Annotated in this window: 23 protein-coding genes, 1 tRNA gene and 1 riboswitch; of the genes, 10 read left to right on the top strand and 14 right to left on the bottom strand. The window is 57.3% G+C overall.

Going from position 1 to position 23402, the window contains the following annotated elements:
* Positions 1-17: 17 nt before the first annotated feature.
* Positions 18-536, bottom strand: a complete 519-nt coding sequence (locus AM329_RS09040; RefSeq protein WP_003858117.1) for a LuxR C-terminal-related transcriptional regulator — start codon at positions 534-536, stop codon at positions 18-20.
* Between the two features lie 253 nt (positions 537-789).
* Here AM329_RS09040 and AM329_RS09035 point away from each other — a divergent pair.
* Positions 790-877, top strand: a tRNA-Ser gene (locus tag AM329_RS09035).
* A gap of 42 nt (positions 878-919) precedes the next feature.
* Here the strand turns inward: AM329_RS09035 and AM329_RS09030 are convergent.
* On the bottom strand, positions 920-1921 hold the full coding sequence (locus AM329_RS09030; protein WP_015570882.1) for a magnesium transporter: 1002 nt from the start codon (positions 1919-1921) through the stop codon (positions 920-922).
* 60 nt (positions 1922-1981) lie between these two features.
* A riboswitch (M-box (ykoK) riboswitch) is annotated at positions 1982-2151 on the bottom strand.
* 158 nt (positions 2152-2309) lie between these two features.
* Between AM329_RS09030 and AM329_RS09025 the strand changes: the two genes are divergently transcribed.
* Both AM329_RS09025 and agp read left to right on the top strand, forming a co-directional pair.
* A complete protein-coding gene (locus AM329_RS09025) occupies positions 2310-2810 on the top strand; it encodes a DedA family protein (protein ID WP_003858113.1) in 501 nt (166 codons plus the stop codon).
* A gap of 92 nt (positions 2811-2902) precedes the next feature.
* The gene (gene agp, locus AM329_RS09020; protein WP_032608976.1) at positions 2903-4144 is read left to right on the top strand and encodes a bifunctional glucose-1-phosphatase/inositol phosphatase; all 1242 of its coding nucleotides are present in this window, start codon (positions 2903-2905) and stop codon (positions 4142-4144) included.
* A gap of 32 nt (positions 4145-4176) precedes the next feature.
* Here the strand turns inward: agp and AM329_RS09015 are convergent, their stop codons facing one another.
* Both AM329_RS09015 and wrbA read right to left on the bottom strand, forming a co-directional pair.
* On the bottom strand, positions 4177-4404 hold the full coding sequence (locus AM329_RS09015) for a YccJ family protein (RefSeq protein WP_003858110.1): 228 nt from the start codon (positions 4402-4404) through the stop codon (positions 4177-4179).
* An 18-nt stretch (positions 4405-4422) separates the two neighbouring features.
* Positions 4423-5019 (bottom strand): NAD(P)H:quinone oxidoreductase, encoded by a 597-nt coding sequence (gene wrbA, locus AM329_RS09010; protein WP_006809323.1) that lies wholly within the window; start codon positions 5017-5019, stop codon positions 4423-4425.
* A gap of 391 nt (positions 5020-5410) precedes the next feature.
* On the opposite strand from wrbA, the gene AM329_RS09005 reads away from it, so the two are divergent.
* Positions 5411-5581 carry a general stress protein gene (locus AM329_RS09005; protein ID WP_001273664.1) on the top strand — a complete coding sequence of 57 codons (171 nt, stop codon included), beginning with the start codon at positions 5411-5413 and terminating at the stop codon, positions 5579-5581.
* A gap of 116 nt (positions 5582-5697) precedes the next feature.
* Positions 5698-6618 carry a DMT family transporter gene (locus AM329_RS09000; protein WP_003858106.1) on the top strand — a complete coding sequence of 307 codons (921 nt, stop codon included), beginning with the start codon at positions 5698-5700 and terminating at the stop codon, positions 6616-6618.
* A 110-nt stretch (positions 6619-6728) separates the two neighbouring features.
* On the opposite strand, the gene rutG is transcribed toward AM329_RS09000, so the two are convergent.
* The 7 genes from rutG to rutA are packed head-to-tail and all read right to left on the bottom strand — an operon-like array spanning position 6729 to position 12167.
* Positions 6729-8051: a pyrimidine utilization transport protein G gene (gene rutG, locus AM329_RS08995; protein WP_003858104.1), complete on the bottom strand. Its 1323-nt coding sequence runs from the start codon at positions 8049-8051 to the stop codon at positions 6729-6731.
* Between the two features lie 21 nt (positions 8052-8072).
* Positions 8073-8567: an NADH-dependent FMN reductase RutF gene (gene rutF, locus AM329_RS08990; RefSeq protein ID WP_032608977.1), complete on the bottom strand. Its 495-nt coding sequence runs from the start codon at positions 8565-8567 to the stop codon at positions 8073-8075.
* Between the two features lie 13 nt (positions 8568-8580).
* Positions 8581-9171 (bottom strand): malonic semialdehyde reductase, encoded by a 591-nt coding sequence (locus tag AM329_RS08985; protein ID WP_032608978.1) that lies wholly within the window; start codon positions 9169-9171, stop codon positions 8581-8583.
* Positions 9172-9180: 9 nt separating this feature from the next.
* The gene (gene rutD / locus AM329_RS08980) at positions 9181-9981 is read right to left on the bottom strand and encodes a pyrimidine utilization protein D (RefSeq protein WP_023324430.1); all 801 of its coding nucleotides are present in this window, start codon (positions 9979-9981) and stop codon (positions 9181-9183) included.
* 7 nt (positions 9982-9988) lie between these two features.
* Positions 9989-10375 carry a pyrimidine utilization protein C gene (rutC, locus tag AM329_RS08975; protein ID WP_032608979.1) on the bottom strand — a complete coding sequence of 129 codons (387 nt, stop codon included), beginning with the start codon at positions 10373-10375 and terminating at the stop codon, positions 9989-9991.
* Positions 10376-10386: 11 nt separating this feature from the next.
* Positions 10387-11076 carry a pyrimidine utilization protein B gene (gene rutB / locus AM329_RS08970; protein WP_032608980.1) on the bottom strand — a complete coding sequence of 230 codons (690 nt, stop codon included), beginning with the start codon at positions 11074-11076 and terminating at the stop codon, positions 10387-10389.
* Positions 11076-12167, bottom strand: a complete 1092-nt coding sequence (rutA, locus tag AM329_RS08965; RefSeq protein WP_022650759.1) for a pyrimidine utilization protein A — start codon at positions 12165-12167, stop codon at positions 11076-11078. The genes rutB and rutA overlap by 1 nt, the downstream gene beginning before the upstream one ends.
* Positions 12168-12412: 245 nt before the next feature.
* On the opposite strand from rutA, the gene rutR reads away from it, so the two are divergent.
* Entirely contained in the window at positions 12413-13051 is a 639-nt protein-coding gene (gene rutR / locus AM329_RS08960) for an HTH-type transcriptional regulator RutR (protein ID WP_023324433.1), read from the top strand.
* Here rutR and AM329_RS08955 read toward each other — a convergent pair.
* Together AM329_RS08955 and putA are read right to left on the bottom strand one after the other, a co-directional pair.
* Positions 13048-13443 (bottom strand): lysozyme inhibitor LprI family protein, encoded by a 396-nt coding sequence (locus AM329_RS08955; RefSeq protein WP_032608981.1) that lies wholly within the window; start codon positions 13441-13443, stop codon positions 13048-13050. The two genes, rutR and AM329_RS08955, sit on opposite strands and share 4 nt — an antisense overlap.
* Before the next feature lie 51 nt (positions 13444-13494).
* Entirely contained in the window at positions 13495-17457 is a 3963-nt protein-coding gene (gene putA, locus AM329_RS08950; RefSeq protein WP_032608982.1) for a trifunctional transcriptional regulator/proline dehydrogenase/L-glutamate gamma-semialdehyde dehydrogenase, read from the bottom strand.
* A 422-nt stretch (positions 17458-17879) separates the two neighbouring features.
* Here putA and putP point away from each other — a divergent pair, with 422 nt between their 5' ends.
* Complete coding sequence (putP, locus tag AM329_RS08945; protein ID WP_003858085.1) at positions 17880-19388, top strand: sodium/proline symporter PutP; 1509 nt, start codon at positions 17880-17882, stop codon at positions 19386-19388.
* A 71-nt stretch (positions 19389-19459) separates the two neighbouring features.
* Positions 19460-19879: a DUF3574 domain-containing protein gene (locus tag AM329_RS08940; protein WP_023315789.1), complete on the top strand. Its 420-nt coding sequence runs from the start codon at positions 19460-19462 to the stop codon at positions 19877-19879.
* An 82-nt stretch (positions 19880-19961) separates the two neighbouring features.
* On the opposite strand, the gene AM329_RS08935 is transcribed toward AM329_RS08940, so the two are convergent.
* Entirely contained in the window at positions 19962-21146 is a 1185-nt protein-coding gene (locus AM329_RS08935) for a NupC/NupG family nucleoside CNT transporter (RefSeq protein ID WP_023315790.1), read from the bottom strand.
* Positions 21147-21397: 251 nt separating this feature from the next.
* Here AM329_RS08935 and efeU point away from each other — a divergent pair, with 251 nt between their 5' ends.
* A complete protein-coding gene (gene efeU / locus AM329_RS08925) occupies positions 21398-22231 on the top strand; it encodes an iron uptake transporter permease EfeU (RefSeq protein ID WP_003858080.1) in 834 nt (277 codons plus the stop codon).
* A 40-nt stretch (positions 22232-22271) separates the two neighbouring features.
* On the top strand, positions 22272-23399 hold the full coding sequence (gene efeO, locus AM329_RS08920) for an iron uptake system protein EfeO (protein ID WP_032608984.1): 1128 nt from the start codon (positions 22272-22274) through the stop codon (positions 23397-23399).
* The last annotated feature ends 3 nt before the right edge of the window (positions 23400-23402 follow it).

Raw genomic sequence — 23402 nt, 5'->3', positions numbered from 1 at the left:
GCAAAATGTTACAGCTTTTAATCGACGATCGCCGATTTTACACGGGTCATCGCCAGAATGTTTTTTGAGCGCATATTTAATTTCTCGAGGATCCTCACGCGGTAGGTGCTGGTCGTTTTTTGTGACAATTGCAGCTTTTTCGCGATCTCATGGTTTTCCAAATGAAACAGCTTCAGCACGTCATATTCTCGTCGCGTAAAGGAGTGTGTTCTGAGCGCCCGGTAAAAGCGCATCAGCTGCTGAAAAGGGTGAGCAGTAAAATGCATCGACGAATAGATAATATTATCGATTCTCACTGCGCGGTTGGCTTCTATCTCATGCATCAGGACAATGTAATCACGCTTAACTTTTTTGACCTGCCGAATGGTTTTATTGCGTAACTTATCCTGTTCAATCGCAATGATAAAATCCATCGCCTGATCGACCCCATCAAGATCGTGAATATCCGCGTCATCGCGAATCAAATGGGTTGATGTCAGGGAGCTTGATACACCATGGCAAAGGTAATAGTTATCACTGATAAATAAAAAATTCATAATCGTCGTTAAATAAAGTCATGGCTATCTCTTAACGCAGTGATCTACGGTTAATGAGTGTTGTGCGAAAAAGAGTCTAAATGACCACCCGCGAATCTAATAAACGTTATGAATGTAAAAATAAATGTTTACATTTTAGCCAGTCGATGGCGAAGAAATCAGCGGGACGGAAGGGGAGGACGGAAGACGTGTAATGTTATGCAAATTCGTGCTTTACATCATGCTCAGAGATGTTTATAGTGCGCCTCACTTTGGAAGCGTGGCCGAGCGGTTGAAGGCACCGGTCTTGAAAACCGGCGACCCGAAAGGGTTCTAGAGTTCGAATCTCTACGCTTCCGCCAAATTCGAAAACCCTGCGATAGCAATATCGCAGGGTTTTTTCGTTATTCCAGCCCCAGCGTATACTGCGCGATTTTGAAGTAGATAATCAGCCCGGTCCCGTCGATTAGCGTGGCGATAAACGGTGCGGAGACCACCGCCGGATCGATTTTGCAGCGTTTCAGTACCATCGGGATCACCGACGAGACGATGGCGCTCCACAGCGTAATGCAGACCAGCGTCAGGCTGACGATGAGCGTGATTTCCATCCCAATACCCATCATCCAGGCGCGAACGCAGCCCGCCAGACCCAGCGTGGCGGCAATCATTAACGAGGTGCTGATCTCTTTGCGCAGCACGCGACCCACATCGCGAAGGTGGACTTCACCCAGCGCCATGGCGCGCACCAGCGTCGAGGTGATCTGCGTCCCGCTGTTTCCGCCGGTGCCAATCAGCAGCGGAATAAAGAACGCCAGCGCAATGGCGGATTCCAGCGCCTCTTCAAAATGCTGGATCACCGAGCTGGTATACGCTTCCGCGACAAACAGCAGCAGCAGCCAGACGGAGCGTTTCTTCCACAGGCTGAAGGCGCTGGTTTCCAGATAGGGCTTCTCCAGCGGCAGCGTCGCCCCCTGAAGCTGGGCATCTTCAGTAACGTCATCTTCCAGCAGATGGGCGATTTCACGCTCGGTAAGGCAGCCCACCAGCTTGCCGTGGGTCACCACCGGCACTACATCCGCACCCGCATGCGCCAGCAGCCCGGCGACATCCGCCCGCTCATCTTCCGGTTTGAGCTGAATAAAATCCGATATCATCAACCCCTTAACGGGCTGCACGGTGTCGGTGGCCTGCAACAATTTGCGTACGGCGATCAAACCCGCGAGGCGACCGTTATCTTCGATAAAAATATGCGACGGAATATCATCATCTTTTAATTTTTCAAAGAACTGCTCGCGTGCCAGAGCCACGCATAATGAAATATCAATAACGATAAAATCGGTATTCATATATTGCGCGATGGCGCTGTCATTGAAAGCCAGGTTTTGGTTGTGAATAGCGTAAGACATAGCAAATTCCCTTTGAATAATAAAATCTCTCAGGGGCGAGCAAGACAGGGCATGTCGGAAAGGAGATCCCCACGTCCTGGGTTCAGCACTGTACACCGTATCCCGCAAGGGAAGTTATACTGACAAAGCCTTGATTCGACAGTGCCTGTTTTACCCTGTGCCGGTTCTCTCGAACCCACCAGAGCGATAACGTTTATTTGTACAGGAGCCTCGCCATAACGAGATCGTTGTAAAACGAGAGGGATAATACGCTTATTTAAAACTGCTGCTGAGGAATTTTAATAATGTTGAAGAACGGTTTAAATGAATAGTATTAAACGCATGTTGAGGTTTTATTTAACTGTTTTCTTTTTAAATGGAGAATTCATTTGTTACCGGAGAGAGTAAAATGGCATGGCTGGACACGCTGCTGGATCATTTTGCGCATTATCCGACGCATCTGTTCGCGCTGCTCGTTGTTATGGCGTTGAGTAAATCGACGGTGCTGGTCTCCTCGGTGCTGCCGCCCGCATCGGTCATGCTGATGGCGGGGATCGCCGTCAGCCAGTCGAGTCTGCATCCCGGAATGACGTGGCTGGCGGTGGTGATGGGCGCTACGGCAGGTTCGGTGCTGAATTACCATATCGGCCAGCTGATGGGGCATACCCGGCTGGTGTCACGCCTCACCGCAAAACATGCCGATAAGATTCTGCGGGTACAGCATCAGCTGCAAAAGAACGGCGTAGTCGCGCTGTTCACGTCGCGTTTCCTGGCGGTGCTGCGTTATATCGTGCCGCTGGCGGCCGGCATGCTCAGGATGAGCGCGATGAAGGTTTACGTCGTTAGCCTGCTGTCAGCCTGCGCATGGGCGGCGCTGTATGTCGGCATCGTCACCGGCATCAGCATCTGAACGTATTCATCAGTTTGAGAAATGCTTCCCGAAAAAACGGTCACCAGTCTGTCACACTCAGCGTAACGATAAAAACGCATGAGGAAAAAGGGATGAGAAAAGCACTACTCGCTGTCGCCGTGGCAGGAACGCTTTCAGTGACGTTTGGGGCGCAGGCACAGGACACGCCGGATGGCTATCAGCTGGAACAGGTGCTCATCATGAGCCGCCACAACCTGCGCGCGCCGCTTGCCAATAACGGCAGCGTGCTGGAGCAGTCCACGCCGAAGCAGTGGCCGGAGTGGGACGTCCCGGGTGGACAGCTCACCACCAAAGGTGGCGTACTGGAAGTGTATATGGGTCACTATATGCGCGAGTGGCTGGCAGAGCAGGGGATGGTGAAGACGGGTGAATGCCCGCCAGCGGATACCGTCTATGCCTACGCCAACAGCCTCCAGCGCACCGTGGCGACCGCGCAGTTCTTTATCACCGGCGCGTTCCCCGGGTGCGATGTTCCTGTGCATCACCAGGAAAAAATGGGCACCATGGACCCCACCTTCAATCCGGTCATTACCGATAACTCCCCTGAGTTTCGCGAGAAAGCGCTGAAAGCGATGGAGACGGAACGGCAGAAAATGCAGCTGGATGAAAGCTACAAACTGCTGGAAAAGCTGACAAACTACAGCGACTCGCCGTCCTGCAAGGAGAAAAAAGTCTGCTCCCTGACGGAGGCGAAAGATACGTTCAGCGCCGATTATGAAAAAGAGCCGGGCGTCTCCGGGCCGCTGAAGGTGGGTAACTCGCTGGTAGATGCTTTCACGCTACAGTATTACGAAGGCTTCCCGACAGACCAGGTTGCCTGGGGGGAAATCAAAACCGATCAGCAGTGGCGCGTGCTGTCGAAGCTGAAAAACGGCTATCAGGACTCGCTGTTTACGTCGACGGAGGTGGCGCAGAACGTGGCTAAACCGCTGGTGAAGTACATTGATAAAGCGCTGGTGACCGACCAGGCAAAAGCGCCAAAAATCACCCTGCTGGTAGGGCACGACTCTAACATCGCCTCGCTGCTGACCGCGCTGGACTTCAGGCCTTATCAGCTGCACGACCAGCAGGAAAGAACCCCGATTGGCGGTAAAATTGTCTTCCAGCGCTGGCATGATAAAAACACTAACCAGGAGCTGATGAAAATTGAGTATGTTTACCAGAGTTCAGATCAGCTGCGTAACGCCAGCGTACTGTCGCTGCAATCCCCTTCGCAGCGCGTGACGCTGGAGCTGAAGGGCTGTCCGGTGGATGGCAACGGCTTCTGTCCTGTCGATAAATTCAATGCGGTGATGGATAACGCGGCGAAATAGAAAATAACCCCCCGCGTGGGCGGGGGGAACGTTCAGACGTTTTTACGTTCGATGGTTTGCTCGCCCCAGAACAGCGAGTCTTTGTCGGTTTTTTTGAAGGCGCGAACCAGCACTTCATCGTTGCCTTCTTCCCAAATCTGTTCAGCCAGCTTTTCGTCATAATTGGCGACTTCAAAGATGGCTTCGGCAATCTCCGGAGAGGTATTGCGTAAACTTGCCCATTCGCCCACGTGGTGAGCTTTGGATTCTTGAGTTGGCATACTTGTCCTCCTGTTAGGTTAGCCGTTCAGTTTTTTGGCAAGACCCGCGACGTATTCACCCTGATAGCGGGCGATTGAAAGTTCTTCATTGCTTGGCTGACGTGAACCATCCCCACCGGCAATCGTTGTTGCGCCATAGGGCGTACCACCACGGACCTGGGAGACATCAAACAGTTCCTGCGCGCCGTAGCCAATCGGCACAATGACCATCCCATGATGCGCAAGCGTTGTCCAGGTGGAAGTGATCGTCTGCTCCTGGCCGCCGCCCGTGCCGGTAGAGCTGAACACGCTGGCCAGCTTGCCGTATAACGCGCCGGAGGCCCAGAGCCCGCCCGTCTGGTCGAGGAAGGTGCGCATCTGGCCGGACATATTGCCGAAGCGGGTCGGGGTGCCGAAGATAATGGCATCATAGTCCGCGAGCTCCTGCGGGGTGGCGACCGGGGCGTTTTGTGTTTTCCCCCCGGCTTTGGCGAAGGCTTCCGCCTGCATGGTTTCCGGTACGCGTTTAACCACGACCTCAACGCCGTCTACTCTGTTTGCGCCTTCTGCTACTGCGTGAGCCATGGTTTCAATGTGTCCATACATGGAATAATAGAGCACCAGAACTTTTGCCATTTTGCATCACTCCTCGTTGGTTTTTCTTACAGCGGATCGCTGCGTTCCTTTAAAGATATGACATCACAGCCAGACTGCAAAAATGAACGGCATTTCTTTGATATATAACAATATCTTTTCGTTACGTGCTTTGTAGCAAAATGAAACAACTTTCGCGGCGCGGATTTTTCAAAATATAAGAATGGCTTATGAATGACTTCCTCAATATTTCATACGAAAGGCTGAGATCATGTTGCAGAATATTACCTCTCGCTTGCCGGATAGCCGCATTACACTAAGCTTAGTTTCACGCGGCACAGATAAAGGCACTGTCCTTGAGCCGCGAGGTGAAAGAATCCTCTTTTACTGAATGCAATATGATGTCTAATGTTTCACACTCTGGAGGTTAGAGATGGCAAACCATCGTGGTGGTTCAGGTAATTTCGCTGAAGACCGTGAAAGAGCATCAGAAGCAGGTCGTAAAGGTGGCCAGTCTAGCGGGGGCAACTTTAAAAACGACCCTCAGCGCGCATCAGAGGCTGGTAAAAAAGGGGGTAAAAATAGCCACGGCAGCAACAAGTAGTACGCCGGGTTAACTCTCTGCCGCCGGGTTTCCCGGCGGTTTTTTTATGTCTGCTACATTGAACTGTCATCAAAGGCATCGCACACTACAGGATTGATTCTTCGTGCTGGTGTCCCATGTCCGTTTCCCGTTTTACCTTCTCCATTAAGCCTCAGGAAGCCATCCTGATTTTGATCACCATGTTCTGGGGCGGAACCTTTCTTGCCGTTCAGTACGCGGTCACGATGAGCGATCCGTTTTTCTTTGTAGGGCTGCGTTTTGCAACAGCTGCGGTTGCCGTGGCGCTTATTTCACTGAAAACCCTGCGCGGATTGACCCTGAGAGAGCTTAAAGCGGGTGTCGCCATTGGCGTGGCGATTGCCATGGGTTACAGCCTGCAAACGTGGGGGCTCCAGTCTATCTCCAGCAGTAAATCCGCCTTCATCACCGCCATGTACGTACCGCTGGTGCCGCTGTTGCAGTGGCTGTGCCTCGGCAGAATGCCGGGCCTGATGTCGTGCATTGGCATCGTGCTGGCGTTCATCGGCCTTATTTTATTAGCCGGGCCGGAAAATAATCTGCTGGCGCTGGGGCCGGGGGAGATCATCACTCTGGTGGGGGCCGTCGCCATTGCGGCAGAAATTATTCTGATTAGCGCCTGGGCAGGAAAAGTGGACGTCAAGCGGGTGACGGTGGTGCAGCTTGCCACCGCGTCGCTGGTGGCGTTCGCGACGATGGTGCCGGCAGGGGAGTCCGTCCCGCCGATGTCTACCGGGCTTATCGTCGTGGCGCTGGGGCTGGGCATTTTCAGCGCCATTATCCAGGTTACCATGAACTGGGCGCAGCGCAGCGTATCCCCGACACGGGCGACGGTCATTTACACCGGTGAACCGGTGTGGGCGGGTATTTTCGGGCGACTCGCCGGGGAGCGTCTGCCGCTGCTGGCGCTGGTGGGCGCGGCATTTATTATCGCCGGGGTGCTGGTGAGCGAGTTGAAGTTAAAAAAACGACGTAAGGCGACTGCCGGATTGAGCGCTGAACAAGGGGCAGATAGCTAACAACGCGCACCCTGTCCGTTTAGCCCGACGGCGCTTCGCTTGCTCGGGCCTACTTGCCAATTGTAGGCCGGGTAAGCGTAGCGTCACCCGGCAAGAATGCGGCACGTATTTCAGGTGGAAGGGGTGATGGCTTTTCCTTGCGGTACATCCCTTTTCCGGCGGCTCAGCAGGGCGTTGAGCAGGATCGCGCCGAAGGTCGCCGTGCCAATCCCGCCTACCGTAAACCCGCCCAGCGTCAGGGCGAAATCACCCGCCCCCAGCACCAGTGTCACCGCCACCATGATCAGGTTACCATTCTGGCTCAGATCAACATGATTCTGCACCCAGATACGTGCCCCCGCGACGGCAATAAGACCAAATACCACAATCGAGGCGCCGCCAATCACGGGTGCCGGGATGGTGTGGATCAATGCGCCGAATTTTGGGGAAAAGCCGAGCAGCATCGCCATCACCGCCGCCGCCACGAAGACCAGCGTCGAGTAGACTTTGGTCACTGCCATCACGCCGATGTTTTCCGCGTAGGTCGTCACGCCGCTGCCGCCGACCGAGCCGGAGAGCATGGTCGCCAGACCGTCTCCCACAAACGCCCGTCCCATATACGGGTCCATATTGCGGCCGGTCATTCCCGCTACGGCTTTCAAATGGCCCAGGTTTTCAGCCACCAGAATCACCGCGACAGGCGCGATGAGCATCATCGCCTGAGCGTTAAAGGTGGGCGAGGTTATGTGCGGCATGCCGAACCAGGCGGCCTGATGAATCAGTGTGAAATCAACCGGTTTGCCGAGGCCGAACACGTTCGCCAGCAGCGCGTAGACCAGACAGGCCGCAATCAGCCCGACCAGGATCAGCAGCCGCTGGATCATGCCGCGCGTAAAGACCGCCACCACGCCGATGCACAGCACCGTAATCACCGCCATCCAGCTTTCAAACGGCGAGCCGGATACGCTCTTCACCGCAATCGGCGCGAGGTTCAGGCCTATCGCCATCACCACCGCCCCGGTGACAACGGGGGGCATCATCCGCTCGATCCAGCGTGTGCCGACTTTGATCACCACCAGACCGGTCAGGGTATAGACCAGCCCACAGGCGATAATGCCGCCGAGGGCCACGCTCAGGTTGGGGTTAATACCCTGACCGTTAAACCCGGTCGCTGCAATGACCACTCCAACGAAGGCGGCGCTGGAGCCCAGATAGCTGGGCACACGCCCGCCGGTGACAAAAAAGAACAGCAGGGTACCCATACCCGACATCAAAATGGCGAGGTTAGGATCCAGCCCCATCAGCATGGGCATCAGCACCGTCGCACCAAACATCGCGACCGCATGCTGCACGCCCATCACCATTGTCTGCCCGAGCGGGAGCCTTTCATCCGGCGCGACCACGCCTGCTTCTGTGGAGGTCGATTTCAACTGCCAGTGGGGAAGTCCGAACATGATCTGTCTCCTGAATGCGGATTAACAGGCGGGTCGCATAAGTGCGTGATAGCCGCGGTCGAACCACACCAGCCCTTGCGGCGCCGGGTGGCGTACGATGGATACGATGTCGCAAAACAGAATGTCGTGGGTGCCGACGCTCACCACCTGGCTGATGCGGCAGTCGAATGAGGCCAGGGCCGCCTCCAGACGCGGGCAGCCCGTCTCCCCCGTCTGCCAGCGGGCAGCGGCAAAGCGGTCCTCAGTCGGCGTTTTACCGCCAAACAGGTTGGATAAAGGCTCCTGTCCGGCACTCAGCGTGTTAACGCACAGGGTGCGGTTCTCGCTGAAAATCGGCCAGACCGACGCGCCGCGGTTGAGGCAAACCAGCAGAGTGGGCGGGGTATCGGTTACGCTGCATACCGCGCTTGCGGTAAAGCCCGCCATTCCCGCCGGGCCGTCGGTGGTGATGATATTGACCGCCGCACCGACGCAGGCCATGGCATCACGGAACGTTTGTTGATCAAGGGTCGTCATGATGGCTCCTTATTTACGCCAGCCCGCAGGCGTCTTCGAAGGTCAGACGCGGTAAGCGCCCATAAACTTTGCGCATATCGCCATAGCCGATGTTAATCAGCAGATTGCTTTTAAGCAGCGTGCCCGTGAAAAAGGCCGCGTCCACTTTTTCCCGGTCAAAACCCGACATCGGCCCGGTGTCCAGCCCGAGCGCGCGGCAGGCGAAAATCAGGAACGCGGCCTGCATCGAGCTGTTGCGAAAGGCGGTCTCTTCCGCCAGCGCGGGGCTTGCGGTAAACCAGCTTCTGGCATCGCCGTGCGGGAACAGTTCAGGCAGGCGCTCATAAAACTCGCTGTCCCAGGCGACAATCGCCGTGACCGGGGCAGTGAGCGTTTTCTCAAGGTTGCCGCTGGAGAGCGCCGGGCGCAGCTTTTCTTTTCCTTCCGGGCTTCGCACAAACACAATGCGCGCCGGGGAGCAGTTGGCGGACGTCGGCCCCCATTTCATCAGGTCATAAATCTCGTGCAGCGTCTCGTCACTGACCGGTATATCCAGCCAGCCGTTATGGGTACGTGCGCCGGTAAACAGCGTTTCCAGCGCGGCGGGCGTGATGGCTTCGCTCATTCAAACTCCTTACAAAGCGGGTTCTGGGCTGTGCAGCAGGCTGGCAAGCCCGTTCAGCAGCAGAGTGTTAAAGATGTCCGGCGCGGTCACGTTGCAGGCATGCCCGCCCTGGCGCATGACCGTTTTGCGGGCGTGCGGGAGTGCGGCGTGCAGTTCATCAGAACAGACGGACGGCACCAGCAGATCGTCGGTGGAACAGATAATCTGCACGGGGCAGCGAACGCGTGCAGCGTGGCGGCTGAAATCGGCCTGCTTCAGCGCATGCAGCCTGCGCAGCAGATTGGCTTTGCCCTGAAAATGGGCCAGCGCCAGCGCGTCCTCGGCCTCCAGCCGCGGGGCGCGGGCGGCCATCCAGTCTGCCGGGTAGAGGAACAAGGGCTGTGCCTCTACCCACGCCTGCGCGCCGCCCGCATGCAGCAGACGTTCGCGAACGTCAAAACAGCGTCGGGTATGGGCATTGAGCGTCAGCCAGCCGTTGACGCAGACCAGCGCGGTAAGGGCGTCGGGCTTATCGATGGCCAGCCGCAGGCCCACCAGCGCCCCCAGCGCGTGGCCGACCACGCAGTAACGGGCGATCCCTGCCCCGGCTAACGCCAGTGCGAGCTCGTCGGCCATGTGTGCGAGGGTGTAGTCTTCCGGCAGGGTATCCGGGTTATTCCCCGTGCCCCGCTGGTCGTAGCACACCACCTGATACTCCTGCCCCAGCACGGCGAGCTGAGGCAGCCAGTAGCTCCCGCTGCCGCCGAGCCCGGCAATCAGTACCACCACGGGCGCGCCCGCAAAGGGGGGCGGGGAAATGGACAGTTTCATGGCGGCCTCACTTCGCGATGTGCGCAACGGTGGCAATTTCAACCAGCGCGTCCGGCTTTACCAGCCCGCACTGGATGCAAAACCGCGCCGGTTTATCGCCCGGGAAAAACTCCGCGTAGATTTCGTTAATCGCGGCGTAGTTTTTCCAGTCGGTGATAAAGATGCTGTTGAAGGTCACGTCCTCCATCGTGCCACCCGCCGTTTCGATCACGGTTTTGATCGTCTCCAGCACGTGGCGGGTTTGCGCCTTTGGGTCATCGATAAACACCACGTTGTTGTCTTTATCAAACGGCAGCGTGCCCGAGACATACACCACGCCGTCGGCGAGGGTGCCGGGAACGAAGGGGGCAATCGGAGTGCTGGTGCCCGGCGGAATAATCACGGATTTCGGCATAGCGGTTCTCCTCAGGCGATACGGGCGAGCGGGGGATCCAGCGCGTCGCAGAAATCATTGACGTTACTGACCCAGCCAAAAAAGGTTTCGATATTGAACAGGGCGGCTTTCTGGGCAAAATCCGGCCCGGCCTGATGGGTAGCGTCTTCCAGCACCACGCCAAAATACTCGAGGAAAAAGCCGTCGCGCAGGGTCGACTCCACGCAGACGTTGGTGGCAATGCCCGTAAAGACCAGATGACGAATGCCCCGGCTGCGCAGCAGGCTGTCGAGCGGGGTATTGAAAAAGCCGCTGTAGCGCGGTTTCGGCAGTACGATATCGCTGGCTTCCGGTACCAGCTCATCCACCAGTTGATAATCCCAGCCGCCTTTCGCCAGCAGCGTGCCCTGGAGTTCTGGCCGTTGGCGCATGGTTTTCAGGGCGTTGGATTTGTGAAAGTTGGGGGAGCCGGGACCACCAGCTTCGACGTACTGGTCGTCCCAGCCGTTCTGGAACCAGACGATGAGCATGCCCGCAGCGCGCGCAGCGTGCACGGCGGTTTTAATGTTCTCGATCACCGGCTGCGTGGTGGAGACGTCAAACCCGGCCAGATCCAGATACCCGCCTTTACTGGCATAGGCGTTTTGCATATCCACCACGATCAGCGCGCTGCGCTGCACGTCAAAGGTAATGGCTTCCGGGCGAGCGTTGAGGGTCGTCATTACGCCACCTCCTTCGTCACGGCAGGGATGTGGGCGCGGCACTGCATCAGCGGCTGAATGCGCTCGCCGAAGGTTTCCACGCCGGTGAGAAAATCATCGAAGGTCAGCAGCACGCCTTCGGCGCCGGGCACGGCAGCCACTTCGTCGAGCATTCTGGCGACGCTGGCATACGAGCCAACCAGGGTGCCCATGTTGATATTGACGGCAGACGTCGGGTCGGCCATCTGGCGAACGTTGGTGTCCGCGCCGGAGCGGGTATCCTTCTGGCTCTGCTCGGTCAGCCAGCTCAGCGCTTCGTCATCCGCGCCGTCCTTGTATCGTTCCCATTTGGCGCGCGCGGCGTCATCGGTTTCGTCGGCAATCACCATAAACAGCACGTAGGAGCCCACGTCGCGCCCGGTTTTGTCGGCGGCCGCTTTCATGCGTGCCGCAGTGGGCGCGAAGGCGGCAGGGGTGTTAACGCCTTTGCCGAAGCAGAAGTTGAAGTCGGCGTATTTCGAGGAAAATTCCATTCCCGCGTCGCTCTGCCCGGCGCAGATAACCTTCATCGGCACCGACGGCTGCGGGCTGACGCGGCAGTCGTTCATGGTGAAGAAATCGCCTTTGAAATCGCTTTTGCCGGTGCCCCACAGATCGCGCAGCACCTGCACATATTCAGTCAGGTAGTCGTAGCGACGGGAGAAGTAATCGTCCCCCGGCCAGATCCCCATCTGCTCGTACTCCGGCTTTTGCCAGCCGGTGACCAGGTTAACGCCAAAGCGCCCGCCGGAGATGGAGTCGATGGTGGAGGCCATCCGCGCCACGATCGCCGGGGGCAGGGTAAGGGTGGCGGCGGTGGCGTAGATCTGGATCCGCGAGGTGACCGCCGCCAGGCCCGCCATCAGGGTAAAGGACTCCAGGTTGTGGTCCCAGAATTCGGTCTTACCGCCGAAACCGCGCAGCTTGATCATCGAGAGCGCAAAGTCGAAATGGTAATGCTCCGCTTTCTGCACGATGGCTTTATTCAGCTCAAAGGTCGGCATGTATTGCGGGGCAGTGGTCGAGATAAGCCAGCCGTTGTTGCCGATCGGTACAAATACGCCAATTTTCATCACGAACCTCTCTTCATTACGTCGCAGGTGTCACGATGTTTTTGCAAAGGCAGTGCCAGTTTTGAAAATCACTTTGTTATTAGGGTGTTAAATGATGGTTGTTGAAATTAACAGCGAAAATGTGGACTAGATGGTCAAAATCATTGCACAGAAAACAGGCACTCATGCGCGCTGAGGGTGCAGAAGGTCGTGGCGAGACGGGGGTTTTGCTATGCTGAGCGCAGGACAGAAAATGGAGAGCGAAAATGACACAAGGCGCAGTGAAAACACCCGGAAAACGTTCGCAGGCGGTGAGCGCCAAGAAACAGGCGATCCTCAGCGCTGCGCTGGAGACATTTTCGCAGTTTGGTATTCACGGTACGCGCCTTGAGCAGGTGGCGGAGCAGGCCGGGGTGTCCAAGACCAATCTGCTCTACTACTACCCGTCGAAAGAGGCGCTGTATGTGGCGGTGATGCAGCAAATCCTCGATATCTGGCTGGCACCTCTCAAGGCGTTTCGCGAAGAGCTGGCCCCGCTGGTGGCGATAGAGGAGTACATAAGGCTGAAGCTGGAGGTATCGCGTGATTACCCGCAGGCATCCAGGCTGTTCTGTCTGGAGATGTTGCAGGGCGCGCCGCTGTTGCAGGCGGAGCTGACGGGAGATCTAAAGCAGCTGGTGGACGATAAATCGGCCATTATTGCCGGATGGGTCGCCAGCGGAAAACTGGCGCCCGTCGATCCGCATCATCTGATCTTCATGATTTGGGCCTCAACCCAGCACTACGCTGACTTCGCGGCCCAGGTCGAGGCGGTGACCGGTAAAACGCTCCAGGACGAGGCGTTTTTCCAGAGCACCCTCGAAAACGTACAGCGGATGATTATCGAAGGGATCCGCGTGCGTTAATTGCCCGGTGGGAGAGGGCAGCTTAGGTCGCCCTCTTCACACTGCATCAGCGTGGCCAGAAACGCTTCGCGCTCTGCGGTTTTCTCCGCCAGACACTGGTTCACAATCATTGGCTGAACGCTCCCGCCTTCCGTACCCGAACCGATAAACGCACAGTCTGCGTCGCGCAGGCCGATCCACGCCTGCTGCGCCTTTTTCAGCAGGTCGCGCTGAGGGGCTGCCGCGCGTTTGATGGCGGCCTGGTACGTCTGGTTGAGCTTTTTATCCGCAGCCTGGTACTGCTCTGCCGCACAGGCACTGAGTTCTGTCTGGGTGGTCGCTTTGTCGCACTCGTCGGCCAGCGCGCCGGCGCTGAGCAGCAGTGCTGCGCCTGCGATAAGATATCGTTTCATACACTCCCCAATAAAATAAGGCTCCGTCTCCGGAGCCTTATTAGCACAGCGTTAGCCGATTGTCATCAGGCTGGCGTTACCCCCCGCCGCCGCGGTGTTGACGCTGAGCGAGCGCTCAACGTACAGACGCTCCAGCAGCAGGTTGGTTTCCCCGCGCGCAAAGCCCTGCACGGAAACGATGGCACCGCTGCGGGCCGCAACCTGCTCGCACAGTTCGCGCAGCTGGTCGGAATCACCGTGGTAGATCACCGCGTCAAACGGCTGGGTCAGCAGGGCATCGGCCTTCGCAAAGCGAATGCGGGCCGAAACCGCTTTTGGCAACTGTTTGGCGAGGTCGCGATGCAGGGCATCTTCCGGCCACAGCACCTCACAGCCCGTTGCCGTTGCGGCTGCCAGCTGCACCAGCGCATCCTGCTCGTTATCCGCCACGCACAGCACACGCTCGCGCGGCATCAGCGTCCAGGTGTTGCGCTCACCGGTTGGACCCGGCAGCAGACGCTGTGTTCCCGCCTGCGCCAGCTCGCCGTACTGCTGTGCAATCGCATGCAGCTCGGGACGATTTTCAGCCCACTTAATCAGCGCGTCCAGCGGCTGGGTCAGCACGGCTTTCACCTGCGCATCCACCGGATATTCCGCGTCCTGACGCGCCAGCGTCACGCCCAGCGCATTTTCCGGACGATTTGCCAGCAGGCGGTACAGATAGAGCGGACCGCCCGCTTTCGGGCCGGTGCCGGAGAGACCTTCACCGCCGAATGGCTGCACGCCCACGACCGCGCCAACCATGTTGCGGTTGACGTACAGGTTGCCAACTTTAGCATTGCCGGTCACCTGGGCAATGGTTTCGTCGATACGGGTATGCACGCCAAGCGTCAGGCCGTAACCCGAGGCGTTGATCTGATCGATCAGCTCGTTGAGGTTGTTACGGTTGTAGCGCACCACGTGCAGTACCGGGCCGAAGACCTCTTTTTTCAGCTCGTCGAAGCTTGCCAGCTCAATCAGCGTTGGCGGCACGAAGGTGCCGGTCTGCCACTCGCGGGCATCTTCGCTGTTCTCGCGCACCGCCTGGAACACCGGACGGCCTTTTGCACGCATGGTCTGAATGTGGTTTTCAATGTTGGCTTTGGCTTCCGCGTCGATCACCGGCCCGATGTCGGTAGTGAGACGGCCCGGGTTGCCCATGCGGCATTCCGCCATCGCACCGCGCAGCATCTTCAGCGTGTGGTCAGCCACGTCATCCTGTAAGCACAGTACGCGCAGGGCGGAACAGCGTTGGCCCGCGCTGTCGAAGGCAGAAGCCAGCACGTCAACGACGACCTGCTCGGTGAGTGCGGAGGAGTCCACGATCATGGCGTTCATGCCGCCGGTTTCAGCGATCAGCGGGGTAGGACGGCCCTGCGCATCCAGACGGGTGGCGATGTTGCGTTGTAGCAGGGAGGCCACTTCGGTAGAACCGGTAAACATCACGCCGCGTACGCGGTTATCGGAGGTCAGTTTGGCCCCGACCGTTTCACCGCGCCCTGGCAGCAGCTGCACCACGCCCGCCGGTACGCCCGCTTCCAGCAGAATGTTAATGCCCTGGGCGGCAATCAGCGGGGTCTGCTCTGCCGGTTTTGCCAGCACGCTGTTGCCTGCGGCCAGCGCTGCGGCAATCTGGCCGGTGAAGATCGCCAGCGGGAAGTTCCACGGGCTGATACACACCACCGGGCCGAGCGGACGGTGGGTTTCGTTGTCGAAATCATCGCGCACCTGACCCGCGTAGTAGTGCAGGAAGTCGACCGCCTCGCGCACTTCGGCGATGGCGTTGCTGAAGGTTTTACCCGCTTCACGCACCAGAATGCCGATAAGCTGCTGCATCTGATCTTCTATCAGCACCGCCGCGCGTTCCAGAATGGCGGCACGCTCCTGCGGCGGGGTGGCAAACCAGATTGGCGCATTGTTCACCGCGCTCTCCAGGGCCTGCTCCACTTCCGCTTCCGTGGCTTCGCGCACGTAGCCGACGATATCCTTCGGCTCTGCCGGGTTGATCACCGGCTGCATTTCACCGTCCTCAACGGACTGCTCAAGGATCGGTTTAGCCTGCCACTTCTGCAATGCGCTGTTAAGCAGGGCGGAAGAGAGCGACGCCAGACGGTGTTCGTTGGCGAGATCCAGACCCGCCGAGTTGACGCGACCTGCACCATACAGCTCGCGCGGCAGGGCAATCTTCGGATGCGGCAGACCAATCTGGCCTTCCTGCGCCGCCAGCTTCTCAACGGCCTGCACCGGATCGGCCACCAGTTCGTCCAGCGGCAGGGTGGTGTCGGCGATGCGGTTAACGAAGGAGGTGTTCGCCCCGTTCTCCAGCAGACGGCGCACCAGGTAGGCCAGCAGGGTTTCGTGGGTACCTACCGGGGCATAGATTCGGCACGGACGGTTCAGCTTGCCGTCGGCCACTTTACCGGTCACCTGCTCGTACAGCGGTTCACCCATGCCGTGCAGGCACTGGAACTCGTACTGGCCCGGATAGTAGTTCTGACCCGCCAGACTGTAGATCGCCGCCAGGGTGTGGGCGTTGTGGGTGGCGAACTGCGGATAAATCAGGTTCGGCACGCCGAGCAGTTTTTTCGCGCAGGCGAGGTAAGAGACGTCGGTATAGACCTTGCGGGTATAGACCGGATAGCCTTCCAGACCTTCCATCTGGGCGCGTTTGATTTCGCTGTCCCAGTAGGCGCCCTTCACCAGACGGATCATCAGGCGGCGACGGCTGCGGCTGGCCAGGTCAATCAGGTAGTCAATGACGAACGGACAGCGTTTCTGGTAGGCCTGGATAACGAAACCAATCCCGTTCCAGCCCGCCAGCTCCGGCTCGAAGCACAGTTTTTCCAGCAGGTCGAGGGAGATCTCCAGACGGTCCGCCTCTTCGGCGTCGATGTTGATGCCGATATCATACTGGCGCGCCAGCAGGGTCAGGGACTTCAGGCGCGGGTAGAGCTCTTCCATTACCCGATCGTACTGCGCACGGCTGTAGCGCGGGTGCAGGGCGGAAAGCTTGATAGAGATGCCCGGACCTTCATAAATACCGCGACCGTTGGACGCTTTACCGATGGCGTGGATCGCCTGCTGGTAAGAGACCATGTAGGCCTGCGCGTCGGCGGCGGTCAGCGCCGCTTCGCCCAGCATGTCGTAGGAGTAGCGGAAGCCTTTGTCTTCCAGCTTGCGGGCGTTCGCCAGCGCTTCGGCAATGGTTTCCCCGGTGACGAACTGCTCGCCCATCAGGCGCATCGCCATGTCCACGCCCTTGCGGATCAGCGGCTCGCCGCTCTTGCCGATGATGCGGTTCAGAGAGCGCGACAGGTTGGCTTCGTTATGGGTGGAGACCAGCTTGCCGGTAAACAGCAGGCCCCAGGTGGCGGCGTTAACGAACAGGGACGGACTGCGGCCAATGTGGGAGTGCCAGTTGCCGTTGCTGATTTTGTCGCGGATCAGGGCATCGCGGGTGGCTTTATCCGGAATACGCAGCAGCGCTTCCGCCAGACACATCAGCGCCACGCCTTCCTGCGAGGAGAGGGAGAACTCCTGCAACAGACCCTGCACCATACCGGCGCGTCCGCTGGCGGTTTTCTGATTACGCAGCTTGTCGGCGAGCTGATACGCCAGGCTGTGCGCCTGAGCGGCAACGGCTTCCGGCAGGCGCGCCTGCTCCAGCAGCATCGGCACGGCGTCGGTTTCGGCACGGCGGTAGGCGCCGGTAATGGCGGCGCGGCTGACGGACTGCGGCAGGATCTGCTCGGCAAATTCGAGGAACGGCTGGTGGTTCTCCTCAACGGCCGTCGCGGCTTCTTCGCTTTCGTTCGCTGCGCCCGCCAGCAGGGCAGGCAGCTCCGGCAGACCTTCTTCACTCTCCAGTCTTTCCAGATAGTTAAAAATCGCCTGCTTGATTAACCAGTGCGGTGTGCGGTCGATGCGGGTCGCAGCGGTTTTAATCCGTTCGCGGGTAGCGTCATCCAGCTTAACCCCCATGGTGGTCATCCCCATGCCAAAACTCCTGTTGTTCTGTAATAGCGTTCTGTTGATAGCGTGAAATATCCACCATGTTGCAACTTTGTGCAACCGTGTTAAATGTGACCTGGTCTGCAAGCTGGAAAATGAATGGATTGTTAACGATTAGTTAGCTGTGAAAAAGAACGTGCGGCCGTTTCTGAGCCCAGTTTTTATGCGGTGCTTAACACTTTTTAAAGGTGCAACCCGTAAAAGCGTGAGCGAGTGCAACCTATAGGAAAGACGTATAAAACCAGTGATGAAATTCATGTAAATGCAGTGTTAAATCGTTTGTCAGTGGGATGCGTATACGGCAGGATAGCGCGCCCAACGGAAACACATACACACATCACTACGTTCCGGTGATGACATAACAAGGCAACCCGGACGGTTGTCGCTCGACATTTTGGAGAATTTGAATGGCTATTAGCACACCGATGCTGGTGACATTTCTCGTTTATATTTTTGGCATGATCCTGATAGGGTTTTTGGCATGGCGTTCCACTAAAAACTTTGACGACTACATCCTCGGCGGGCGCAGCTTAGGCCCGATGGTCACCGCACTCTCTGCGGGCGCTTCCGACATGAGCGGCTGGCTGCTGATGGGGCTGCCGGGCGCGATTTTCATCTCCGGTATCTCCGAAAGCTGGATCGCCATCGGCCTGACCGTTGGCGCATGGATCAACTGGAAGCTGGTAGCAGGCCGTCTGCGTGTGCATACCGAAGCCAACAACAACGCCCTGACGCTGCCGGACTACTTCACCGGACGCTTTGAAGATAACAGCCGTATCCTGCGCATTATCTCTGCGGTGGTGATCCTGCTGTTCTTCACCATCTACTGTGCTTCCGGCATCGTGGCGGGCGCGCGTCTGTTCGAAAGTACTTTCGGCATGAGCTATGAAACCGCCCTGTGGGCCGGTGCGGCCGCGACCATCCTCTATACCTTCGTGGGCGGATTCCTGGCGGTAAGCTGGACCGACACCGTGCAGGCGAGCCTGATGATCTTCGCCCTGATCCTGACTCCGGTGATTGTCATTTTCACCGTCGGCGGCTTTGGCGAATCGCTGGAAGTGATCAAGCAGAAGAGCATCGAAAACGTCGATATGCTGAAAGGGCTGAACTTTGTCGCCATCGTCTCCCTGATGGGCTGGGGCCTGGGCTACTTCGGCCAGCCGCACATTCTGGCGCGTTTCATGGCGGCGGATTCTCACCATACCATCGTTCACGCGCGTCGCATCAGCATGACGTGGATGATTTTGTGTCTGGCGGGCGCGTGCGCGGTTGGCTTCTTCGGCATTGCGTACTTTAACAACAACCCGGCGCAGGCGGGCGCGGTGAACCAGAACGCCGAGCGCGTGTTCATCGAACTGGCGCAGATTCTGTTTAACCCTTGGATTGCCGGTATTCTGCTCTCCGCGATCCTGGCTGCGGTGATGTCCACCCTGAGCTGTCAGCTGCTGGTGTGCTCCAGCGCCATCACCGAAGACCTCTACAAAGCGTTCCTGCGTAAGGGCGCGAGCCAGAAAGAGCTGGTGTGGGTAGGGCGTTTTATGGTGCTGCTGGTTGCGCTGGTGGCGATTGCGCTGGCAGCAAACCCGGAAAACCGCGTGCTGGGGCTGGTGAGCTACGCGTGGGCGGGCTTCGGTGCCGCGTTTGGGCCGGTAGTCCTGTTCTCCGTCATGTGGTCACGCATGACCCGCAACGGCGCGCTGGCGGGGATGATTATTGGTGCGGTTACCGTTATAGTCTGGAAACAGTTCGCCTGGCTGGGCCTGTACGAAATCATTCCTGGCTTCATCTTCGGCAGCATCGGTATCGTGGTCTTCAGCCTGCTGGGTAAAGCACCGTCTGCCTCCATGCAGAAACGCTTTGCGGAAGCCGACGCGCACTACCACACTGCGCCGCCGACTAAGCTTCAGGCTGAGTAATCTCCCCTCACCCTAACCCTCTCCCCGGTGGGGAGAGGGGATAGTCCTTTCACCTATGTGAGTCTTCATCAATGAGAATTAAAACAGGGTTAATGGTGGCAGCATTCGTGATGCTGGCGGGCTGTAACGCACCCGCGCAGCACGTGCCGGTGGAAACCTGCAAAGCGGATAACCAGATGCAGCAGACCACGCTCTATTTTGGCTTGAATCGCCCGGCAGGGGCGCAGATTACCGGCAGCGAGTGGCAGCAGTTTGTTGACCAGGACGTGACGCCGCGTTTTCGCGATGGCTTAACGGTGTTTGATGCCCGTGGTCAGTGGCTGGGTAACGACGGCAAGGTGGCGCGCGAGCCGAGCAAGGCGCTGATGCTGATCCACGGGAAAGATGCGCAGAGTGAGAAGAATATTGAAGCGTTGCGCGGGATCTATAAGTCACGCTTCGCGCAGGAGTCGGTGATGCGGGTTGACCAGCCGGTGTGCGTGCAGTTTTAATGAAAAACGGCGGGAAATCCCGCCGTTGTAGTATCGTAGGCCCGTGCAAGCGAAGCGCCGCCGGGCATTAACCGCACAAAACTTACAACACCAACCCCGCAAAGCTCGCCGAAAGCAGGCTCACCAGCGTCGCGCCGTACACCAGACGCAAACCAAACCGCGACACCACGTTGCCCTGCTGCTCGTTCAGACCTTTTATTGCCCCCGCCACAATGCCAATGGAAGCAAAGTTAGCGAACGACACCAGGAACACGGACAAAATACCCAGCCCGCGAGGTGACATTTGATGGGCAATTTTTTGCAGCTCGATCATCGCCACAAATTCATTCGCCACCAGTTTAGTTGCCATAATGCTCCCCGCGTTTAAGGCATCGCTCAACGGAATACCAATAAGCCACGCCAGCGGATAAAACACATAACCCAGAATCTGCTGGAAGCTCATGCCAAATATGCTGGAGAAGAGGGCGTTAACGGCGCTAATAAGGGCGATAAAACCAATCAGCATCGCCAGAATAATCATTGCCACCTTAAAACCGGCCAGAATATACTCGCCCAGCATTTCAAAGAAGCTCTGGGATTCGTGCAGTTTTTCCAGCTTGATATCCGGCTCCGCTTCCGGGCGGGTCGGGTTAATGACCGAAAGAATAATAAAGGTGCTGAACATGTTCAGGATCAGCGCCGCGACGACAAATTTGGCGTCGAGCATGGTCATATAGGCCCCGACAATCGACAGCGACACCGTCGACATAGCCGTGGCAGCCATCGTAAACAGACGACGTGAGGAGAGATCCCCGAGTACGCCCTTGTAGGCAATAAAGTTTTCCGACTGACCGAGGATCAGCGAGCTCACCGCGTTGAAGGATTCCAGCTTGCCCATGCCGTTCAGTTTTGACAGCAGCGTCCCGATCACCCGAATAAAGATCGGCAGAATGCGCCAGTGCTGAAGAATACCGATCAACGCTGAGATAAAAATAATGGGGCAGAGCACGCCAAGGAAAATAAACGCCAGCCCTTTTTCACCCATCCCGCCAAAGACAAAATTCGTCCCTTCGGCAGCGAATTTAAGCAGCGACTCAAAGAAACCGGAGACGTATTTAATAATAAACAGACCGCTTTCTGCATGCAGGAAAAAGAACGCCAGCGCAATTTCAATCACGATCAGCTGTAAAACGAAACGAATACGAACTTTTCGGCGGTCGAAACTCACCAGCCAGGCAAGCGCAAGAATAATCACCAGCGCCAGCAGGAAATGGACAATTTTAAACATGGTTTATTTTCAGTTGGTTTTCGAGGTGGACATTTAGCCACAGCCCCGGTTAACCGTAAATGGGCATTTTCGTTATACCTTATAAACGCAACGGTTACTCAGGCAATTATTACTCCGCAATGCGTTTACATCTGGTCATCAAAACGCAACACATTTCGCTTGTTTTTCTTGTTGCCGTAATGATAATCACTATCACAAGAATTTACCTTTCTTTGCATCAGTTGACCGCGATAAACATTTAAGGTGTCGGCATGTTTGTTCCTTTTCTCATTATGTTACGTGAAGGCCTTGAAGCGGCCCTGATTGTTAGCCTTATCGCCAGTTATCTGAAGCGTACCCAGCGCGGACGCTGGATTGGCGTGATGTGGGTTGGCGTTTTCCTTGCCGCGGCGCTCTGCCTGGGGCTGGGTATTCTTATCAACGAAACCACCGGTGAATTTCCGCAGAAAGAGCAGGAGCTGTTTGAAGGCATTGTTGCCGTAATAGCGGTGGTGATCCTCACCTGGATGGTGTTCTGGATGCGCAAAGTTTCCCGTAACGTGAAGGTACAGCTTGAGCAGGCGGTGGATAACGCTCTGCAAAAAGGCAACCACCACGGCTGGGCGCTGATCATGATGGTCTTTTTCGCCGTGGCGCGTGAAGGCCTGGAGTCCGTGTTCTTCCTGCTCGCGGCTTTTCAGCAGGACGTGGGCATCTGGCCGCCGCTGGGCGCGATGCTCGGGCTGGCCACGGCGGTTGTGCTTGGCTTCCTGCTCTACTGGGGCGGCATTCGTCTTAACCTGGGCGCGTTCTTCAAGTGGACCAGCCTGTTTATTCTGCTGGTGGCCGCGGGACTGGCGGCAGGGGCGATCCGCGCCTTCCACGAAGCGGGCCTGTGGAACCACTTCCAGGACGTGGCGTTCGATCTCAGCAACGTCCTGTCGACCCATTCACTGACCGGTACCCTGCTCGAAGGGATCTTCGGCTACCAGGAAACGCCGAGCGTCAGCGAAGTGGCGATGTACTTTATCTATCTGGTTCCGGCGCTGATCCTGTTCGCTATGCCGCCACGTACCGGCTCGCAGACGTCGCGCGTTGCGCCGTAAGTGCTGTTTTAGTTACAACATACTTTTAAAGGGAAGAGTCATGGCCATTCAGTTCCGTCGTAGTGCGTTATGCGCAGGCATCGCCGCGCTGTTCGTGTCTGCCTTCGCCGCTCAGGCAGCAGATATTCCGCAGGTCAAAGTCACCGTCAACGATAAACAGTGTGAGCCGATGACCATCACGGTTAACAGCGGTAAAACCCAGTTTATTATTCAGAACCACAGCCAGAAGGCGCTGGAGTGGGAAATCCTGAAAGGCGTGATGGTGGTGGAAGAGCGCGAGAATATCGCGCCGGGCTTCAGCCAGAAGATGACCGCAAATCTTCAGCCCGGGGAATATGACATGACCTGCGGCCTGCTGACTAACCCGAAAGGTAAGCTGATCGTCAAAGGCGCAGCGACGGCGGACGCGGCCAAAGGCACGGCGCTGCTGAGTCTCGGCGACGCTATTACCGCCTATAAAGCCTACGTCACCAAAGAGACGGCGGACCTGGTGGCAGGCACCAAAGCCTTTACCGACGCGGTGAAAGCGGGCGATATCGAAAAAGCGAAATCCCTGTATGCGCCTACACGTCAGCACTACGAGCGCATCGAGCCGATTGCCGAGCTGTTCTCTGACCTCGATGGCAGCATTGACGCCCGTGAAGACGACTACGAGCAGAAGGCCGCCGATCCGAAATTCACCGGCTTCCACCGTCTGGAAAAAGCCCTGTTTGGCGATAACTCCACCAGGGGGATGGAGAAATACGCCGAGCAGCTCAACAGCGACGTGCTGGAGCTGCAAAAACGCATCAGCGAGCTGGCATTCCCACCGTCGAAAGTGGTGGGTGGCGCAGCGGGTCTGATTGAAGAAGTAGCCGCCAGCAAAATCAGCGGTGAAGAAGATCGTTACAGCCACACCGACCTGTGGGACTTCCAGGCAAACGTCGACGGCGCACAGAAAATTGTCGATCTGCTGCGGCCACAGTTGCAAAAAGAGAACGGCGAACTGCTGGCGAAAGTGGATGCCAATTTTAAGAAAGTTGACGCTATCCTGGCGAAATACCGCACCAAAGACGGGTTCGAAACCTACGACAAGCTGACCGATGCTGATCGTAACGCGCTGAAAGGCCCGATTACGACGCTGGCGGAAGATCTCTCCCTGCTGCGTGGCGTACTGGGTCTGGATTAAGCG

Source organism: Enterobacter cloacae complex sp. AR_0002, from assembly GCF_001922365.1.
Lineage (GTDB): Bacteria > Pseudomonadota > Gammaproteobacteria > Enterobacterales > Enterobacteriaceae > Enterobacter > Enterobacter hormaechei_C.
The sequence above is the reverse complement of the archived record's forward strand: the minus strand, read 5'-3'. Positions and strand labels throughout refer to the sequence as shown.

Excerpts from the sequence above, each read along its gene's own strand:
- AM329_RS09040 (WP_003858117.1), bottom strand. The coding sequence starts at position 536 with ATGAATTTTTTATTTATCAGTGATAACTATTACCTTTGCCATGGTGTA.
- AM329_RS09030 (WP_015570882.1), bottom strand. The coding sequence starts at position 1,921 with ATGTCTTACGCTATTCACAACCAAAACCTGGCTTTCAATGACAGCGCC.
- AM329_RS09025 (WP_003858113.1), top strand. The coding sequence starts at position 2,310 with ATGGCATGGCTGGACACGCTGCTGGATCATTTTGCGCATTATCCGACG.
- agp (WP_032608976.1), top strand. The coding sequence starts at position 2,903 with ATGAGAAAAGCACTACTCGCTGTCGCCGTGGCAGGAACGCTTTCAGTG.
- AM329_RS09015 (WP_003858110.1), bottom strand. The coding sequence starts at position 4,404 with ATGCCAACTCAAGAATCCAAAGCTCACCACGTGGGCGAATGGGCAAGT.
- wrbA (WP_006809323.1), bottom strand. The coding sequence starts at position 5,019 with ATGGCAAAAGTTCTGGTGCTCTATTATTCCATGTATGGACACATTGAA.
- AM329_RS09005 (WP_001273664.1), top strand. The coding sequence starts at position 5,411 with ATGGCAAACCATCGTGGTGGTTCAGGTAATTTCGCTGAAGACCGTGAA.
- AM329_RS09000 (WP_003858106.1), top strand. The coding sequence starts at position 5,698 with ATGTCCGTTTCCCGTTTTACCTTCTCCATTAAGCCTCAGGAAGCCATC.
- rutG (WP_003858104.1), bottom strand. The coding sequence starts at position 8,051 with ATGTTCGGACTTCCCCACTGGCAGTTGAAATCGACCTCCACAGAAGCA.
- rutF (WP_032608977.1), bottom strand. The coding sequence starts at position 8,567 with ATGACGACCCTTGATCAACAAACGTTCCGTGATGCCATGGCCTGCGTC.
- AM329_RS08985 (WP_032608978.1), bottom strand. The coding sequence starts at position 9,171 with ATGAGCGAAGCCATCACGCCCGCCGCGCTGGAAACGCTGTTTACCGGC.
- rutD (WP_023324430.1), bottom strand. The coding sequence starts at position 9,981 with ATGAAACTGTCCATTTCCCCGCCCCCCTTTGCGGGCGCGCCCGTGGTG.
- rutC (WP_032608979.1), bottom strand. The coding sequence starts at position 10,375 with ATGCCGAAATCCGTGATTATTCCGCCGGGCACCAGCACTCCGATTGCC.
- rutB (WP_032608980.1), bottom strand. The coding sequence starts at position 11,076 with ATGACGACCCTCAACGCTCGCCCGGAAGCCATTACCTTTGACGTGCAG.
- rutA (WP_022650759.1), bottom strand. The coding sequence starts at position 12,167 with ATGAAAATTGGCGTATTTGTACCGATCGGCAACAACGGCTGGCTTATC.
- rutR (WP_023324433.1), top strand. The coding sequence starts at position 12,413 with ATGACACAAGGCGCAGTGAAAACACCCGGAAAACGTTCGCAGGCGGTG.
- AM329_RS08955 (WP_032608981.1), bottom strand. The coding sequence starts at position 13,443 with ATGAAACGATATCTTATCGCAGGCGCAGCACTGCTGCTCAGCGCCGGC.
- putA (WP_032608982.1), bottom strand. The coding sequence starts at position 17,457 with ATGGGGATGACCACCATGGGGGTTAAGCTGGATGACGCTACCCGCGAA.
- putP (WP_003858085.1), top strand. The coding sequence starts at position 17,880 with ATGGCTATTAGCACACCGATGCTGGTGACATTTCTCGTTTATATTTTT.
- AM329_RS08940 (WP_023315789.1), top strand. The coding sequence starts at position 19,460 with ATGAGAATTAAAACAGGGTTAATGGTGGCAGCATTCGTGATGCTGGCG.
- AM329_RS08935 (WP_023315790.1), bottom strand. The coding sequence starts at position 21,146 with ATGTTTAAAATTGTCCATTTCCTGCTGGCGCTGGTGATTATTCTTGCG.
- efeU (WP_003858080.1), top strand. The coding sequence starts at position 21,398 with ATGTTTGTTCCTTTTCTCATTATGTTACGTGAAGGCCTTGAAGCGGCC.
- efeO (WP_032608984.1), top strand. The coding sequence starts at position 22,272 with ATGGCCATTCAGTTCCGTCGTAGTGCGTTATGCGCAGGCATCGCCGCG.